16 protein-coding genes and 1 riboswitch are annotated in these 17,523 nt (G+C 46.4%); of the genes, 3 read left to right on the top strand and 13 right to left on the bottom strand.

Annotated elements, in window-relative coordinates; genetic code table 11:
• Window positions 1-5: 5 nt before the first annotated feature.
• The 4 genes from HNR77_RS12905 to lpdD all read right to left on the bottom strand — a co-directional run bounded on the left by HNR77_RS12905 (window position 6) and on the right by lpdD (window position 2,232).
• Complete coding sequence (locus HNR77_RS12905) at window positions 6-512, bottom strand: DUF4178 domain-containing protein (protein ID WP_184184645.1); 507 nt, start codon at window positions 510-512, stop codon at window positions 6-8.
• 23 nt (window positions 513-535) lie between these two features.
• Window positions 536-937: a DUF350 domain-containing protein gene (locus tag HNR77_RS12900; protein ID WP_145401887.1), complete on the bottom strand. Its 402-nt coding sequence runs from the start codon at window positions 935-937 to the stop codon at window positions 536-538.
• Between the two features lie 96 nt (window positions 938-1,033).
• Window positions 1,034-1,705, bottom strand: coding sequence for a PspA/IM30 family protein (locus HNR77_RS12895; protein WP_111271969.1), 672 nt, complete (start codon window positions 1,703-1,705; stop codon window positions 1,034-1,036).
• A gap of 149 nt (window positions 1,706-1,854) precedes the next feature.
• On the bottom strand, window positions 1,855-2,232 hold the full coding sequence (gene lpdD / locus HNR77_RS12890; RefSeq protein ID WP_184184642.1) for a prenylated flavin chaperone LpdD: 378 nt from the start codon (window positions 2,230-2,232) through the stop codon (window positions 1,855-1,857).
• Window positions 2,233-2,387: 155 nt separating this feature from the next.
• Between lpdD and HNR77_RS12885 the strand changes: the two genes are divergently transcribed.
• Window positions 2,388-3,194, top strand: a complete 807-nt coding sequence (locus HNR77_RS12885; protein ID WP_184184638.1) for a polysaccharide deacetylase family protein — start codon at window positions 2,388-2,390, stop codon at window positions 3,192-3,194.
• A gap of 113 nt (window positions 3,195-3,307) precedes the next feature.
• Here HNR77_RS12885 and HNR77_RS12880 read toward each other — a convergent pair whose 3' ends face one another.
• From HNR77_RS12880 to HNR77_RS12870, 3 genes are all read right to left on the bottom strand, one after another.
• Window positions 3,308-3,979, bottom strand: a complete 672-nt coding sequence (locus tag HNR77_RS12880; RefSeq protein ID WP_184184635.1) for a 3D domain-containing protein — start codon at window positions 3,977-3,979, stop codon at window positions 3,308-3,310.
• 2 nt (window positions 3,980-3,981) lie between these two features.
• A riboswitch (cyclic di-AMP (ydaO/yuaA leader) is annotated at window positions 3,982-4,175 on the bottom strand.
• Between the two features lie 229 nt (window positions 4,176-4,404).
• The gene (locus HNR77_RS12875) at window positions 4,405-5,127 is read right to left on the bottom strand and encodes an amino acid ABC transporter ATP-binding protein (protein WP_184184632.1); all 723 of its coding nucleotides are present in this window, start codon (window positions 5,125-5,127) and stop codon (window positions 4,405-4,407) included.
• The gene (locus HNR77_RS12870; protein WP_397366725.1) at window positions 5,114-6,550 is read right to left on the bottom strand and encodes an ABC transporter substrate-binding protein/permease; all 1,437 of its coding nucleotides are present in this window, start codon (window positions 6,548-6,550) and stop codon (window positions 5,114-5,116) included. Before HNR77_RS12870 ends, HNR77_RS12875 begins: the two co-directional genes overlap by 14 nt.
• A 228-nt stretch (window positions 6,551-6,778) precedes the next feature.
• Here HNR77_RS12870 and HNR77_RS12865 point away from each other — a divergent pair, with 228 nt between their 5' ends.
• Window positions 6,779-7,954: a M20 family metallopeptidase gene (locus HNR77_RS12865; protein ID WP_184184626.1), complete on the top strand. Its 1,176-nt coding sequence runs from the start codon at window positions 6,779-6,781 to the stop codon at window positions 7,952-7,954.
• A 229-nt stretch (window positions 7,955-8,183) separates the two neighbouring features.
• Here HNR77_RS12865 and glgA read toward each other — a convergent pair whose 3' ends face one another.
• Both glgA and glgB read right to left on the bottom strand, forming a co-directional pair.
• A complete protein-coding gene (glgA, locus tag HNR77_RS12860) occupies window positions 8,184-9,614 on the bottom strand; it encodes a glycogen synthase GlgA (protein ID WP_184184623.1) in 1,431 nt (476 codons plus the stop codon).
• Window positions 9,611-11,650 (bottom strand): 1,4-alpha-glucan branching protein GlgB, encoded by a 2,040-nt coding sequence (gene glgB / locus HNR77_RS12855; RefSeq protein ID WP_184184620.1) that lies wholly within the window; start codon window positions 11,648-11,650, stop codon window positions 9,611-9,613. Before glgB ends, glgA begins: the two co-directional genes overlap by 4 nt.
• A 196-nt stretch (window positions 11,651-11,846) precedes the next feature.
• Between glgB and HNR77_RS12850 the strand changes: the two genes are divergently transcribed.
• Window positions 11,847-13,073, top strand: a complete 1,227-nt coding sequence (locus HNR77_RS12850) for a glucose-1-phosphate adenylyltransferase (protein ID WP_184184617.1) — start codon at window positions 11,847-11,849, stop codon at window positions 13,071-13,073.
• Window positions 13,074-13,204: 131 nt separating this feature from the next.
• On the opposite strand, the gene HNR77_RS12845 is transcribed toward HNR77_RS12850, so the two are convergent.
• The 4 genes from HNR77_RS12845 to HNR77_RS12830 are packed head-to-tail and all read right to left on the bottom strand — an operon-like array spanning window position 13,205 to window position 17,497.
• The gene (locus HNR77_RS12845) at window positions 13,205-14,737 is read right to left on the bottom strand and encodes a sensor histidine kinase (protein WP_260410551.1); all 1,533 of its coding nucleotides are present in this window, start codon (window positions 14,735-14,737) and stop codon (window positions 13,205-13,207) included.
• A complete protein-coding gene (locus HNR77_RS12840) occupies window positions 14,734-15,432 on the bottom strand; it encodes a response regulator transcription factor (RefSeq protein WP_090916668.1) in 699 nt (232 codons plus the stop codon). The genes HNR77_RS12845 and HNR77_RS12840 overlap by 4 nt, the downstream gene beginning before the upstream one ends.
• A complete protein-coding gene (locus HNR77_RS12835) occupies window positions 15,425-16,744 on the bottom strand; it encodes a hypothetical protein (RefSeq protein WP_184184614.1) in 1,320 nt (439 codons plus the stop codon). The genes HNR77_RS12840 and HNR77_RS12835 overlap by 8 nt, the downstream gene beginning before the upstream one ends.
• A 27-nt stretch (window positions 16,745-16,771) precedes the next feature.
• On the bottom strand, window positions 16,772-17,497 hold the full coding sequence (locus HNR77_RS12830; protein WP_145401876.1) for a phosphonate ABC transporter ATP-binding protein: 726 nt from the start codon (window positions 17,495-17,497) through the stop codon (window positions 16,772-16,774).
• Window positions 17,498-17,523 lie beyond the last annotated feature (26 nt).

Raw genomic sequence — 17,523 nt, 5'->3', positions numbered from 1 at the left:
CTCTCCTAGTTCGAACGAATCACTTTGATATCCGCAGGAAGAATGGACTCACCCTCATACAGGTTAAACCTTCTGTCTTGCCATTCCACACGAAGAAGTTTGTTATCATCCGATTGATACTGCCATACCAGCTGTTCGCCAGCCTGACCATAAGGTGTTCTGCCCACCGTTTGAACCATTCCCCCATACTCCTCCTCCAAATGACATACATGATCATCCAGCTCAAGAATGGTCGGCACTTCATCTGGAGCATCAAGCCTGCCGTCAATAGGAATGTACAGAGCATAACGCGTGATTTCCCGCTCTTCCACATGCAAATACCGGAATGAACTGCCATCCTGCAGCGTAAGCACGACGGCATTGCGTGCCCGATTCTGCACCCTGCCAACAACTTCGTACGTAACGAGGGACACTTCACAGATATCGCCAGGTCCGAGCTGAAGCATCGTTTTCTCTGCCTTAGGCGGTTCAGGTTTAGTTAGTATTCCTTTAATGCGTTTCCATACACTCATGCCAATTACTCCTGTTCCTTATCTTATAGACAAGCTGCAATAATCAGTGCGCCCACGATATGTAAAGCGCCTGAGAAAAGTCCATATCCCGTTTTGCCCTGCTGAATCCCCGTATCCAGATCCAAAGCAGCCCACCTGCGAATGACGAAATGAACAATACTTTCCAGAATCAACAAAATAACAAAGGAAACGACAGAAACGAGAAGTGCTTCCCCAAGATGTCCAGCCGTAGAGATGGATGTTGCAAGCACATACCCTTGTGCAAACAGCTTCATAACCATCCGGGTGGTGACTGCCATATTGCCAGCCTTTACCTCAGCAAAATCTTTATATTTTGTAAAGAGTGAATCCACGTACATCAGCAAAAAAAGCAAAACCGAACCCGAAGCAGTCCAGACCAGCATCGCCAAAATGTTCAAATCCATTTACACAGCCTCCACTTATCAACATGATTCGCATTTAAAAGCGAAGGAGAAACTTTGTTCTCCTCCGCTGATTAACCCTGCTGACTGCCAAGGTGTTTAGTTTTTGTTTTCGTACTGCTTCATCAGAGCAGCAAGTTCGTCTTCAACTGCGGCATCCTTGCCCAGCTTTTCGAACTCTTCATCCAGTGATTTGCCTTTGGAAGACATCTCGTTGCTGGCTTCCGCCTGAGCTTCCATTTGCATCATTTTCTCTTCCATACGTTTCATGCCTGCACTTGCTGTGTCAGAGCTGAATCCGTTCAGCGCTTTGTTGATCTCGGTTTGAGCCTTCGCCGCATTGTAACGGGCAACCAGCGTTTCACGTTTGTTTTTCATTTGTGTCAGCTGTTTACGCATCTCATCCAGTTTGCCGCGAAGATTGTCAGCAGAAGCTTTGTTCTGATCGTAGCTAGCTTTGTACTCCACCATTTTTTCTTCAGCTGCTTTTTTCTCTTCCAATGCCCGGCGCGCCAGATCCATATTCTGTGCACGAGCTGCTGTGTGGGCCTGCTCTTCACGTTTTTTCACGAGAGCTTCCTGCTCTTCATACAGCTGCTTGAACTTTTTCTCAATGGCAATCTGAGCGGCTACTGCCTTCTCGGCATCCTCCAGATCTTCTTGCATGTCACGGATATATTGATCGGTCATCTTGATTGGATCTTCAGCTTTGTCGATAATCGCGTTAATATTGGACATCGTCAGGTCACGTAATCTTTTGAAAATGGACATTAGGTTATTCCTCCTAGTGATAGTTCATCGTATATATAGATACATACGCAGCATTCTGTAACTCGTTTCAATTTTAGCACAAAAAAATTAAAACAAGATGAAAGCCTGGTTACCAGAAGCAATTTCTACATCCTATTTATATTCGTTTGTTAGTTCGGCTGCTCTTCCTGCAATTCCTCGGACAGCTCCGTTTGCTCCGGCATCCTGCTCAGATGTTCGTCCATAAGCCTCTCTGCAGTGTGCACGATTTCGTCGATTTGCATGCGTGTGATGCTGTCAAAATGAATGCCCATAATTACCGTAACGGTTACCTTTAATTGAAGAGCTGCCTTTCGGGCAAGCCGCTCACATAGCTCCTGCTCCTTATGACCCGGGATATGCACCGTCGTGCCGCTTACGCGCTCCTGCTCCACATAGAAGGTCGATACAGCCCCAATATGAGCTTTCCCTCCAGTAACCAGAAATACTTTGTCCACTCCGGCTTCAATAACCTCTAATCGAATGGATTTCAAATCATATGTATTCATCCCACTCCACCTGTCCTTCTCTATATGTGATATATGGTGGAATTATGACTTTCAATACATCTACTGTGCAATGAGACTTCTCACACACGCATAAAAGCCCCTGTCACAGGGCATACCATAGAGAACGTCATTTTTGAAAAAGGAGGCCGTCACATATGCGTTTACGCCTCATCATTCTTGTGTTTATTACGTTTATGAGTTTTGGAGCTTTGCAGCTTTCCCCAGCTCATGCTTACATGCCAACAGAAAACACTGAGAAACAGTCACATACCCCTGCATCCACTTCGGATACCGGAGAAGAGCAGCTGACCTTGGGACAACTGCGGCAGAAATATGCGGACACCTTCAAAACAAACGGTCCATCCACCAAGCAGGTTGCGCTTACTTTTGATGATGTTCCCGATCCGCGATTTACCGGTCAGGTGCTGGATGTATTAAAAAAATACAAGGTGCGCGCAACATTTTTTGTTGTAGGCAGCCGGGCCGAGAAACATCCAGATCTGGTGAAACGTATGGTGAAGGAAGGGCATGTTATAGGCAACCACAGCTATAATCATCCCGAATTCAGCAAGTTATCCATGACCGCTTTCCGCAGGCAAATTTTACATACTGGAGACATCATCCAGCGTCTGACCGGATACACGCCGAAAATGATTCGTCCCCCATATGGGGATATTAACGAGGAACAGCTTCGCTGGGCTCGAAAGCAGCGTTACAGCATCGTCAACTGGAATGTTGATTCTCTGGATTGGAAGGGCCTTCCGAAAGAGCAAGTGAAACACAACATTCTTTCTGCGGTCAGACCCGGCTCCATCGTACTGCAGCATGCCGGTGGAGGCACAGGGTCCAATCTGAATGGTACCGTTGAAGCTTTGCCTGAAGTGATCGAGGAACTGCGGAATCGAGGATATGATCTCGTTACTTTGGATGAAATGCTGAAGCTATCTAAGGAAAAGCAGTAAATATAGCTGACTGCAAATAAACAGGGTGTTCCTTGGCGTTAACATGACAACATATCATGATAACACCTGAGAACACCCTGTATCTGTTCGTTATTCAAGTCCGATGCAAGCAGCTATTTTAAAATGTAAAGCTCAACATCCTGAAAACCAAAAGTATTTACAAACTGCTTGCTGCCCGGAATGAAAATATCAATGCGATTGCCTTTAATAGCACTTCCTGCATCGAGTGCCGTAGCTACGAAAGCTTGCTTTGGCAGCCCCGGATGTGAATGACCCGTTACCAGTACTTTTGTGCCAAAAGGAATGACCTTCGGATCTACCGCAATGGTTCCAAGCTCCAGTGGATTGCCGAAATAATCGACAGCACCCCATCCTCCATTTTCAGAAGCATCCGCGGAGTATGCTGTAGCCTTCACATTGATGGTTTTGCTGTAATCAAAGGTTTTACCCCAGGCTTGTACAACTTTATTCTCGGCATTCACATCCAGACTTGCGGCTTTAACCGTATTTTCTTGAGCTTTCATCTGTGCTGGTGCCGCTCCTGCTTTATTTTCCTGCCCTGGAATCGTAATTTTCAAACCACCATAGATGTTATAGGGTGAAATATTTTTATTGGCATTCATTAATTTGTCTGTGGAAACGCCATACTGCTTCGATAACGTAAAGAACGTATCTCCCTCTTTAGCGACATGTACAGATTCTGCGTGAGCGGGAACAGCTTGAATCAATAATACGGATGTCAGTAGTGCAATGGCTGCTTTTGATATGCGTTTGTGGTTAAACATGGTCTTCCTCCTCATTATGCCTGCGAAGTTAGTTGTCGGATTCGGATGGAGGAACCCACCCTATAGGCTGTACTGAACATGCTGATGCATTATGTATTCCTAATTCACCCCTAGCAGTGTGCTGTCCATATGACAGGACAACTGCATTGTTACATCCCCCGCATTTCCTCTCCGGAAATTTCGGCCGCATTCAATATATCACAATTTTGTAACCATGAGCTGTAGTAAATGTTACCATTTTGCGATTCACCAGCCTGATCTAGTCTGCTTTTCATAAGAAATTTACTGTTTTATAGCCCTTCCCACAGTATTTTCATTAGCGTCCAGGTAACAGAAACGTTACATTTCTTGATCGAAAATTTAAAAAAGCGTTACCGACACATCAGGTCGATAACGCTTTGATTCGAATGGAATATAAAAATCAATCAGAGAACTTTTGCAAGAAAATCACGGGTCCGTGGATGCTTGGGAGCGCCAAACACCTCATCAGGTGTACCTTCTTCAACAATAACTCCGCCGTCCATGAACAGGATGCGGTCACCCACCTCACGTGCAAAGCCCATCTCATGTGTAACAATCACCATCGTCATGCCACCTTCGGCCAGTCGTTTCATAACTTCCAGCACCTCTCCGACCATCTCAGGGTCCAGAGCTGATGTAGGCTCATCAAACAGCATTACATGCGGCTGCATGGCCAGTGCTCTTGCAATCGCAATCCGCTGCTTTTGTCCACCAGACAGCTGATTGGGATACACCTCTTTTTTGTCAGCCAAACCGACCGTCTTTAGAAGATCCTCGGCGATTTTGTTGGCCTCCTCCGTCGATTGTTTCTTCACCTTAATCGGGGCAATTGTGATGTTTTGCAGCACCGTTTTATGTGGGAACAGATTAAAATGCTGGAACACCATGCCCATCTTTTCACGAGTTGTGTTGATATTGTGCTTGGGGTCGGTGATCGACACACCCTCGAATTCAATCTGGCCTGAGGTTGGCTGCTCCAGCAGGTTCAGACAACGCAGAAACGTACTTTTCCCTGAACCGGAAGGACCGATTACCACAACAACCTCACCTTTGGCGATGGATACGTCAATTCCCTTCAGTACATCATTTTTTCCATAAGATTTGTGTAATTGTCTAACGTCTATCACTTGCACCCAACTTCCTTTCCAATCGACCCAGCAGCTTGGACAAAATAAATGTCATTACAAAATAAATCGCTGCCGCAATAAGGAATGGATTCATTCCCTGGTACGTAATGTTTTTGACTACACTTGCCTGATACATAATATCCACCATACCGATGACCGAGATAATGGAAGATTCTTTAATGATGGTCACAAACTCGTTACCGATCGCCGGCAACACGGCTTTGAAGGCCTGTGGCAAAATAATATAACGCATCGCAGCGCCTCTGCCCATACCAAGTGAGCGGGCTGCCTCCAATTGACCACGGTCCACGCCTTGAATCCCTGCACGGAAAATCTCCGCAAGATACGCCCCACTGTTAATGGAAAGTGTCATAATACCTGCTTGAAGTGCCGAGAAATTAATGCCAAAAGTCAAGGAAACACCATAATAAATAATCATGAGCTGCACCAGCATTGGCGTACCCCGAATGACTTCAACATAAGCTGTACCGATCCAGCGCAATACTGCCATATTATGAAGACGGAAGAGACAGATAATCAGACCGATGATCACCCCGAACAATACACCCAATGCCGATAACAGCAGCGTATAACCGATACCTGTTGCATAGAAGCTTTTATACTGCCAGAATACTTCAAAAATATTTTGTGATTTGTTAACTCTGTCAGCCATCAGGAGACTTGCGTCCGTTACCATCTGGTTGATCTTGTCTTCGCTTTTCAGTCGGTCTAACGTTTTGTTTACAGCAGTTAACAACTCCGTATTACCTTTACGAATCCCGATTGCTGCCTCAGCCTGTTCCTCGTCCGGAACCGCCGGTGCAAGACCAATCATATCATCAAGATATCCGGCAGCTACGGTATCCTCCACAATCGCCGCATCCACACGTTTCGTTTGCAGCTGAAGCACGATGTCGGAGATTTTATCCAGGGAAGTCAGCTTCGCACCTGGGATCTTCTGTCCAATCGTTTCCTGGATGGAGCCCTTTTGTACGCCGATTTTGGCGTTTTCCAGCGCCTTCATATCCGGGTATTTGTCCTTGTCAACGTTACGGACCATAATGACTTGCTTTGATTTATAATATGGCTCTGAGAAATCAATGCTTTGCTTACGCTCATCTGTCGGTGTCATACCTGAGATGACCAAATCCACACGACCACTCTGCAGCGCAGGCAGGAGTCCGTCAAAGCCCATATCCTCAATGACAAGCTCTGCCCCCAGGTCCTTGGCAATTTCTTTGGCAATCGCAATATCAAAGCCAACGATTTCATCTTTACCATTAATTACTTTGTGAAATTCATAGGGTGCAAAATCGGCACTCGTCCCGAGCACCAGCTTCTTGCCGCCTGAGCTGTTTGTAGTTCCGCTCGCCAGCGCCGCAGGTGCAGCCGCCGTCAGAAAAAGAAGAAACGTCAACAGCATTACGGTATAACGACTTATTAATTTCAACCTTGTTCTCCCCTTACAATGCTATAATTACTTTTACGTACTGATTCGTCAGTCAATGTGTTGATGACTGAGTCATTATAAAGTACAATGCATGATTATGCAATGCATTTTCGAGATTGAATTTTGATGTGTTTCTGAAAATGACATTGCAAATATGTTATGATTACAAGATCATTTTCATTTTACCAAAGGAGTTTACCTATGACACCAGATAAAACCCGAATATTTAACGTGATTGATCAATATGCTTCCCGTTTCAAAGACATTTCATCATATATCGGAGCACATCCTGAACTTGGAAATGAAGAATATTTGGCCTCTGCCCGTCTGAAGGAGGAACTGTCCTATCATGGATTTGAAGTTCAGGCGCCGGTGCTTGGACTGGAGACTGCCTTCATCGGAACTTACACTGCTAGCAAACCCGGCCCTACGATTGCGCTGCTCTGTGAGTACGACGCCTTGCCTGAGATCGGCCATGCCTGTGGTCACCATCTGATCTGCATGATGAGCCTTGGTGCAGCTGTCGGCTTGAAAGCTGTTCTTGACGAATTGGGCGGGACAATTAAAGTTTTTGGTACACCTGCGGAGGAAACACGTGGAGCGAAGGTTCCAATGGCGGAAGCCGGTTTATTTGAACCATGTGATGTAGCCCTGATGGCCCATCCGTTCTATGCGTATGAAAAATCAGGCAGCTCCCTTGCGATTGATGCGGTGCAATTCGAGTTTCACGGAAAAGCTTCCCACGCTGCTGCCAGCCCGCATGAAGGTATCAATGCACTGGATGCCGTCATTCAAACCTTTAACGGAATTAACGCGTTCCGTCAGCAGGTCAAAAGCACTGTTCGCATTCATGGCATTATTAACAGCGGCGGACAAGCGGCAAACATCATCCCGGATTATGCTTCCGCTCAGTTTTACGTTCGCGCTGCTACCCGCAAGGAATTAAACGTGCTAACCGAACGTGTCATTCAAATTGCACAAGGAGCCGCTCTCCAGACAGGCTGCAGGCTCGTAACATCCAATTATGAAACGTCTTATGATGAGATGGTAACCAATGAAACCTTTTCTAACGCGTTCAGCCATAATTTGATCGAGCTTGGCATTCCGGAAGAAGAGATTATTAGCGGAAACGATCATGGCTCGATGGATATCGGCAACGTATCGCTGCGTTGTCCAGCCATCCACCCTTACATCAAAGTGGTGGACGAAGTGCATACGCTGCATTCGATTGAGTTCCGTGATCTCGCCTTGCAAGAACGGGCCCTGGATGGCATGATTCTTGGTGCCAAAGCACTTGCCGGAACTGCGTTTGACGTTATCAACCAACCCGAGCTGCTGCAAGCTATTCGCGCAGAATTCGAGCAGGCCGTTCGGTAAGCAGCCACCTCACTAAGATCAGAGTTAGCTTGAAATGAACAGACAAGAATTATTCAATTCACAGCTGTTCTCATCTCAAGCTGACTCTTTTCAATTTTCACCATTCCGACTTCGTCAAACAGACCTCTAGCTCACTCTAAACATGCTGTGAAATGGAAAAACCGCAGTTTCAACACTGCGGCATTACTAAGCTCTCTGAGCATAAACAAGACAAGCCCAACGAGACGGTCTAAACCTGAATACGACGGTAAATTTCCATGTATTCCTCTGCTGACACATCCCAGCTGTACTCTCCACCCATTGCATTTTTAACAATCTTCTTCCAGTGATCCGGCTGACGATAGAACTCCTCTGCACGGCGAATGGTGTTCATCATGTCGTGGGCATTGAAATTCGTAAAGGAAAAGCCGTTCCCTTCCCCGGTAAACTCATTATAGGCCTGCACTGTATCGTTTAGTCCTCCAGTTTCCCTTACCAGCGGTACACTGCCATAACGCAGTGCCAGCAGCTGGCTGATACCACATGGCTCAAACTTTGATGGCATCAGGAAAATATCACTGCCTGCGTAGAAGCGGCGAGACAAACCATCGTTAAACGTAATTTGCGCAGACATTTTGAGAGGATACCGATTGGCCGCTTCCCGGAACCAATGCTCGTATGCTTCATCTCCAGTTCCCAGCACCGCAAATTGAATATCATCATAATAAAGCAGTTCATCCAGCACACGACATACGAGATCCAGACCCTTTGAATCCACAAGTCTTGTCACCATCACCATCAGAGGAGCATCCGGGCGAACAGGAAGCCCCAGTTCCTTTTGCAGCTCGATTTTATTTTCAACCTTTTTGGACAGGCTGGTTCTGTATTTAACAGCAATTTTATTATCGGTTGCCGGGTTATAACTTTTGGTATCAATCCCGTTCACTATGCCACTAAAACGGTCTCCCAATGAGCTGAGCAGTCCATCGAGACCGTATCCGTAATGTGAAGTCTGTACCTCTCTTGCGTATGTCGGGCTTACGGTAGTCACATGATCCGAGAACACTATGCCTGCTTTTAGAAAATTCACATTTCCGTAATACTCGGCACCATCCATCGTGAAATAACGGTCATTCAGCTCCATAATCTCACTAAACAATTCGTGCGGGAACACACCTTGATACAGCAAATTATGTATAGTGAACACCGTTCGCATCTCACTATAGAACGAATCGTGGGCATAATGTGCCTTCAAAAGCAGAGGGATCATGCCCGCATGCCAGTCATGCGTGTGCAGAACATCTGGCTTGAAGCCGAGCTGCGGCAGCACCTCCAGCACAGCACGATTAAAAAATGCAAACCGCTCACCATCATCCATATATCCATAAACCCCGTCCCTTGCAAAATAATACTCATTATCTACAAAGTAGACCGGAATTCCATCATGCTCCAACATTTCAATCCCGCAATAAGGTCTGCGCCACCCCAGTGGAATATCCGTTACAAGCACAGGTTTCATCGCCTGTTTATATTCGTCAGGAATACCTTTATACTTCGGCAAAATCACACGTACATCTGCTCCATTTTTTTTCAAGGCCTGAGGCAGAGCACCAATGACATCGGCCAGTCCTCCTGTTTTGATAAACGGATGTGCTTCCGCTGCGGCAAATAAAATGTTCATGCTTTTGTCCCCCTTTTCGGTTTAAGCGTGCTGTCCTCCGGGATAGCTTTCACTTTGGTCATTTTCTCTTTTTTTTCTGTATTTTTTTTCGATTTCACGGAAGCGCTACCTTCAGCGCTGGGCTCCGTTTTCCGACGTGTCATCTTCTTTAAAATGACAACGCTGAGCGGCGGCAAATCCAGTTCCAGGCTGTGTCCATGCCCGTGAAAAGGAATCTTTTGCGTAGGCAACTGCATATTATTAGTTATCCCTGAACCACCGTAATCAATATGATCACTGTTCAGAACTTCGGTATACATACCGGGACGCATGACGCCAATCCGGTAACGCTCCCTTTTGACAGGCTGGAAATTAATGAGCACCAGGAGTGTATCCGCAGGTTTTTTTCCTTTGCGTACGTATGAAATGACACTTTGGCCCTGATCATCCGGAGTGATCCATTCATAACCGTCAAAGGAATGATCAAGCTCCCACAAAGCTTTTTCACGGATGTACAGATTAGACAGCTCCCGTGCAAACCTGTGCAGGCTGCGGTGACTGTCATAATCGAGCAAAAACCAGTCCAGTTGATCCTCATCTTTCCATTCGATGAACTGGCCGAACTCTCCGCCCATGAATAACAGCTTTTTGCCCGGGAATGTCATGAAATAACCGAGAAACGCGCGCATACCCGCGAATTTCTGCTCATAACTTCCTGGCATTTTGTTCAGAAGTGACTTTTTACCATGCACCACCTCGTCATGAGACAGAGGAAGCACATAATTTTCAGAAAAGGAGTATACAACCGGGAATGTCAGCAAATGATGTTTGGAAGCACGTTCATGAAAGTCAGATTCCATGTAGTCCAACGTATCGTTCATCCAGCCCATGTTCCACTTATAGTTAAAGCCCAGACCGCCTTTGTCCACCGGCATCGTAACCATCGGCCATGCACTGGATTCTTCAGCCATCATTAAAGCATAGGGGAAATATTCAAAAACCGTAGTATTTAATTGCTGTAAAAAGGCTACCGCTTCTTTGTTTTCCAGTCCGCCTTCATCATTGGTACGATACTGACCGGGCTGCTTTTCAAAATCAAGTCTCAGCATGCTCGTTACCGCATCTACCCGAAGTCCGTCAAAATGATACATTTCCAGCCAATACAATGCATTGGAGATGAGAAATGAACGAACCTCCGGTTTGGAATAATCAAAGCTGAGTGTGCCCCATCCCGGCTTCTCGGCTAACATCGGATCTGCGTATTCATACAGCTGTGTTCCGTCGAACAGACGCAGACCATGTGCATCTTTGGCAAAATGAGCAGGCACCCAATCCAGCAATACGCCAATACCCGCCTGATGTAAAGTATCCACCAGATACATCAGATCTTTTGGATGCCCATAACGGCTGGTTGGCGCGTAAAACCCGGTGTTTTGGTATCCCCATGACAGATCATACGGATGTTCACTGAGCGGCATCATTTCGACATGAGTGTAATTCATCTCCAATAAATAAGGAACGAGCAAGTCTGCCATCTCACGATAGCTGTATAAACTTCCGTCGTCTTTCCGCTTCCAGGTGCCCAGATGCATTTCATAAATATGTAAAGGCTTATTGAAGATCGTGCGCTGCTTGCGTCTCCACGCACCGTCATTCCATTTGTAGCCTTGGATCGAACTTGTAACAGATGCCGTTTGAGGGCGTACCTCGGCCTGGAATGCATAAGGGTCGGCTTTGAGCATTTCGGTGCCGTCTTCCGTTAAAATGCGAAATTTGTATAAAGTACCTTCTTCAATTCCCGGAAAAAAACGACTCCAAAATCCTGATTCGGGTATCTTATATAATGGTTCCATTTCACCCTTCCACCCATTACGGTCCATAGCCAGTCCAACTTCTACGGCGTTTGGTGCCCACACGGTAAAGCGGAACCCTTGACGGTGATCGCGAGTCTCAGGCTGCGCGCCCAACATTCGATAACTGTGATGAAGATTACCTTCATGAAATAAATAAATATGCTCCGGCAAAATATCCGGATGTGTCAGCGGTTGAATAGCCAAGAGATCACCTTCTTTTCTGCAGAAAATAGATATAACGCTAACCATTACCCCATTTTAGCCAAGTTGAAAAGAAAAATGCGTTATTTAAAAAAATGATGTAGTTTTTCAGAATTTTTACAATAACAATAGTTTCACAGGCCCTGCTTTCGTTTACTAATGTACTACAATGCACAAATATTTTGGGAGGGAAACGATCATGTTTAATAAAGATTGCATCGCTATGCTGTTGGCGGGAGGAGAAGGAAAGCGATTAGCTCCTTTAACCTCGAGAATTGCAAAACCCGCTGTACCGTTTGGCGGGCACTACCGTATCATCGATTTTCCTCTCAGTAACTGCGTTAACTCAGGAATCGACACTGTAGGAGTTCTGACGCAGTACCAAGCGGAATCGTTGCACGAACACATTGGTCAAGGAGAACCGTGGTCACATGGTGATTCAAAAAAGACCGGAATCTCCTTGCTTCCATCTTATCATACAGGAAATGACGAATACTTGGGAACTGCGGATGCCATATTTAAAAATATGGACTATATTGACCAGCAAAACCCCGAAAATGTGCTGATTTTGTCGGGTGATCACATATATCATATGAACTATCGCGAGATGCTTGAGGCACATCAGGCTAACAACGCTGCTGCGACGATTTCCGTTATGGAAGTGCCGTGGAACGAAGCTCATCGTTTTGGCATTATGGCCGCAGATGAAAATCTGCGCGTAACTGAATTTGCCGAGAAACCTGCTGAACCAAAAAGCAACCTCGCTTCTATGGGCATTTACATGTTTAATTGGCAATATTTGAAACGACATCTGCTTGAAGATGCTGCGAATCCAAACTCAAGTCATGATTTTGGCAAGGATGTCATCCCGCAGATGTTAAAAGAAACAAACTCTCTTTACGTTTACAACTTTGATGGATATTGGAAAGACGTGGGTACGGTGAAAAGTCTTTGGGATGCACATATGGATCTGCTGTACAACGAGGAGAACTGGAGCCTGCAGCGAGAAGACTGGCCGATGTTTACCCGTGAATGGCGCTCTAAACCGAGTGCAATCAAAACAAGACAACCACAAGTGGAGCATATCTCCTCTATGGTTCACGACTCATGTGCCATTGAAGGTCGTGCAGAGCGCTCCGTCATTTTCTGTGGTGCAGAAGTTGGCAAAGGCTCCGAAGTGCTTGACAGTGTTATTATGCCAAATGCACGCGTAGGCCGCGGCGTTCATATTGAACGTGCCATTATCGGTGAAGGAGCGATCATCAAGGATGGTGCCATTGTTAAAGGTACAGCTGATGAAATTGTTGTTGTTGGACCAAATGAAGTCGTAGCACCTAAACCAGCTGTTCGCACACAGCCGGTGCGTATACTGAAAGAAGTTTACGAAAAAAGCGGTCGTCTCCGTACAGGTGGATTATCCTCATAATGTATGGATTTAAAGGATTCAAACATAAATAACAACTTAAGAACATGCGATATGATAAAAAGGCGAGCCATGACGGCTCGCCTTTCGTTTTTCACTATATCATCCTGGTAAGTAAGATTAACCCACAATGATCATTTCTTCTCTTGACCAGACCAATCTTGAACTGAACGCTGCTGCTCCGACTGAGCAAGAGCATTGCCCGATTCAGGCTTCACTTCCGGCTCTGTACTTGTCACATTTTGTTCAGCCAGCGAATTCTCCTCGTTAAGCATAGGCAAGGTTACCGTAACCGTTGTTCCTGATCCAAGCTCGCTTTGCATCGTAATGGTACCCTCATGAAGCTCCACAAGTTCTTGTGTGATGGCAAGCCCAAGCCCGGTTCCACCATTTTGATGGTTGACCTGAAAAAAGCGATCTCTTACCTTGATCAAATGCTCCTCGCTAATACCGATACCCGTATCCTGAACGGAAGCAACAATCTGCCCGTTCTCCTCTCTGACAGACAGAAAGATCCAGGAATTCTCATGCGAGAACTTGATCGCATTGTCCACGATATTCAGAAAGACCTGTTTCAGACGATTCCCGTCGCCATACACATTGTAGGCACGCGTCTCATCCGTCTCCAGCTTCAGATGAACCTGCTTTTGCTCTGCTTTGGCCCAAACATTCAGCATTGTCTCCTGTACAATCTCACGGATATTCACTGTACCTTTAACCAGCTTCATCTGATTTTGCTGCAGCTTGGAGAAATCAAGCATTTCCTCCACAAGCCCAATCAACCGCTCGGTTTCCTTGGCGATGATTCCCATACCAATGCGTGTTTCTTCCGGGTCATACCCGCCCGAGTCGAGTGTCTCACTCCATCCCTTGATACTGGTCAGCGGCGTTCGCAGTTCATGTGATATGGAGGAAATAAAGTCATCCTTGATCTGGTTACTGCGCACAATCTCATGGGCCATGAAATTCAGCGTTGAAGCGAGTTCGCCGAGTTCGTGTTTGTAATTGCCCTTGACTCGCACATCCAGTCTGCCTTTCGCCATCTGTGCGGATACCGCTGTAATGCTGTTGATTGGACGTACAATCGAGTTAGCCATACCTATACTGATAATTAACACGATGGCAAGTACGCCAACACCGACCGCAATAGCCAGCAGTCCCATGACGAGCAGCTTCGAGTTGACTGATTCCAGAGAGGTCAGATAACGCACAATGTAAGTGTTCTCCCCGCCCAGATCGAATTTGTTAGCCACCGCCATGACCGATTCACCCGTATTCGGCTGCCTGCCGATCCAGCGTCCCATATCGCCGTTCAGCGCCTGCATAATATCACTTGTCTGCAGTACTGCCCGATCTGATTCAAATGCTGTCGAACTTGCTAACACCCGCCCGTTCAGATCCAGAATCTCCAGCTCCGTGTTGTCTAACGCAAGGCGAACGAGCAGTGTGGACAAATTGTTATTGCCGTCCTCCCCATTGTTCGCTCTGGCAATCGGCTCAAGAAAATCTCTGTTGTTGGTGATGTGGGTGCTAATCGTATTGTAGATACTCTCGTAATAAAACCGCTGCACGGCCAGCATAAATACAAATTCAACCAGTACGAGTGCGAGAAATACTACAATAAAATAATGCAGCACAATCTGCCGCGTAATACCTTTTTTTATCATTGATCCCGGCCCTTCCATTTGTACCCGTGACCCCATACAGTTTGCAGGTATTCAGGCTCGGAAGGATTGTTCTCGATTTTTTGACGCAGACGACGGATGTTAACATCCACAATTTTAGGATCACCCATGTACTCTTTGCCCCATACGTGATCCAGCAGCAGATCCCGGCTCAGCGGCGTATTTTCTTTTTCAAGGAAGAACTGTATTAAAGAGAACTCTGTAGGCGTCAGCTCGATCGCTTCATTATTCTTTTTAAACTGTTTGGAGATTAAATCCAGAGAGAACGGTCCGGATTGGAACGTTACCTTGGCGGCGGTTTCGCGATGTACGTTGACCCGGCGCAGCAAGGATTGAATACGTGCAATCAGCTCGGTCGGACTGAACGGTTTGCTTACGTGATCATCTGCCCCGACTGACAGAGCGTATACTTTATCCTGTTCCTGAACCTTTGCCGTCAGAAAAATAATGCCAAGCCGTTCGTTCGTTTCACGAATGCGTCTGCATACTTCAAACCCGTCAATTCCCGGCACCATAACGTCCAGCAGCGCCAGATCAATATCCGGAACGGATTGTAGAATGCGCAGCGCTTCATGCCCATCCCCGGCTTCCAGCACTTCAAATCCGTTTCTTTTCAAGTTAATGACGATAAAACTACGGATGGATTCCTCATCCTCAAGAATAAGTACTTTACTCATTAAGTTCTTCCTTTCTATTCAGCTGAGAAGTTTTACTTAATGCATCCTTGCCCGCCTCCGCTTGTGCAACACGTGATGCAATTACCCGATCTTTCGTTCGCGTAATTTCCTTCCAGCTTTTCCCCTTTTCAAGATCCCACTGTGAAAATGTAAAATATTTGACCTCGGCCACGGTTTCATCCGTTTTGATCATTTTGAACCGGATATATTTTTCCTTCTCCGATTTGGTGTCAATTGTGATCTTGCCGTACCATTCCGGCTTCAGGTTCAGATGGAACAGGTCTGCATCATCCCGGAACTGGAACGACACAAACTTCTTGCCCTCTTTGCCATCCCACTGGTAGAACGTATAGAACCACATGCGTGAATCAAACACGTAATGCTCCCAGCCCTTTGGTGTTTCTTTTAATCCAAACTCAATAATACCATCATTATTCACATCACCGCTTAAAATTTTGTCATCTCTGTACGTTTGATCCGGTGATTTAAAAGCGCTGACGAGTTTGTTGTCCTGAACATACATAATTTGTGTGAAGGAACTGCGATCATCGAGGTCTGCATCCAGCACGATGCCCATTTTTCCGTCAGTAATCTCGCCGCCTAGAGCATTGTATACTTCTTTCACCGTATAGTCCGTAACAACCTTGTCTATTTCCTTAAAGCTGTCGTCCTGATACTGGTACAAAGCAATCGTGGCGAATCCACTGGCATTCAACGAAACAACGACAAAATCACTTTTGCCGTCACCGCTTAAATCAAGCGCATCGCCCTGCATATCATCAATAATCACCTGATTATATGGAACGCCACCCAGTACCTGCTCCAGAACGCCTCCCTTGTAGGAATAAGCCGTCAAGGCTTTCTGATCCTGCAGGCTGACTCCCACCACGATGTCGGGATTGCCATCATTCGTAATATCCATTACTTTAAAAGATTCCAGTTCGTTACCCGGTACATCAAACGTCAGTTTTTTGACCCAGGAGCCACCCTGCTCCTCCAAAATCATGCCATGGATACGCACATTTTCATTCGGCGTCTCATAGAAAACACTCGCCTCGCGAATACCGTCGCCATTCAGGTCCTCGACACGAATCATGCTCGTGTTGCTCATGTCCTTAGGACGAATCAGCTTGCTTTCGGGCGGAGTTTCCTTTTGCACAATATTATACAGCTTCTCTTTGTCCGTAGACATCATCGGCGGCTTCATCAGAAGCTTGGGGTCGCTAATTACTGTACAGCCACTCAGCACCGCTCCAAGCAGAACAGCCATTGAACCTGCTGCTACGCAGCGCCCCCAACGCGAATTAAGCAATCTCATCACTCTTTTCATTTATATCGGTTAAATCTGATTTTTTTCCTGCTGTGTCAATCTGCGTCCGCGTATATCAAACACAATCCGGCCTTCCGCAATGCCCCAGATTCGTGAAGCATGCTTCTCCGCGAGTTCAATCGGAAGCACGGTAATTATGGTGGCTCGTTCCTCTTCACATAATTTGCGCAAAGTCTCCAGTACGGCGTCAGCGGTGTGGGGATCAAGCCCGATGACCGGTTCATCCGCCAGAACAACCTTGGCCCCGTGTGCAAGAGCACGTGCAATGGCAACACGCTGTTTCTCTCCGCCGCTCATCTTCTCGGCAGTCTGATGAGCCTTGTCCAAGAGACCAAGGCCTTCGAGATGATCCATCGCTCCCATGTAGTCGTCTGAACGCACCATGCCTGTTGCCATCCTCCATAACGGCGTCTGACCAAAACGTCCAATAAGTACGTTTTTAAGCGCCGTTTTTCTCGGATACAACTGCGGGTTCTGCTCCAAGTATGCCCATTCTCTTCTGATTTTCTGTTTACCGGACCAGCCCTCTTTCAAAATATCGATGCCATCGACCGTGAAACTGCCGGAATCCCACTTTTCTTTCATCGCCAAACATTTCAGCAGCATGCTTTTGCCGCTCCCGCTGGAGCCGACCACCGCAATCATCTCTCCTTGCTGCATATCAAAACGAATATCACGCAGGATGGGAATACGATCCACTCCAACGGATTTACTCAAGTTCTCCACTCTGATCATCGCGATGTCTCCTCTTGTCCATGTTT

The organism is Paenibacillus sp. JGP012, assembly GCF_014203995.1.
Classification (GTDB): Bacteria; Bacillota; Bacilli; order Paenibacillales; family Paenibacillaceae; genus Paenibacillus; species Paenibacillus silvae.
This window is presented reverse-complemented; position numbering and strand designations above follow the sequence as displayed.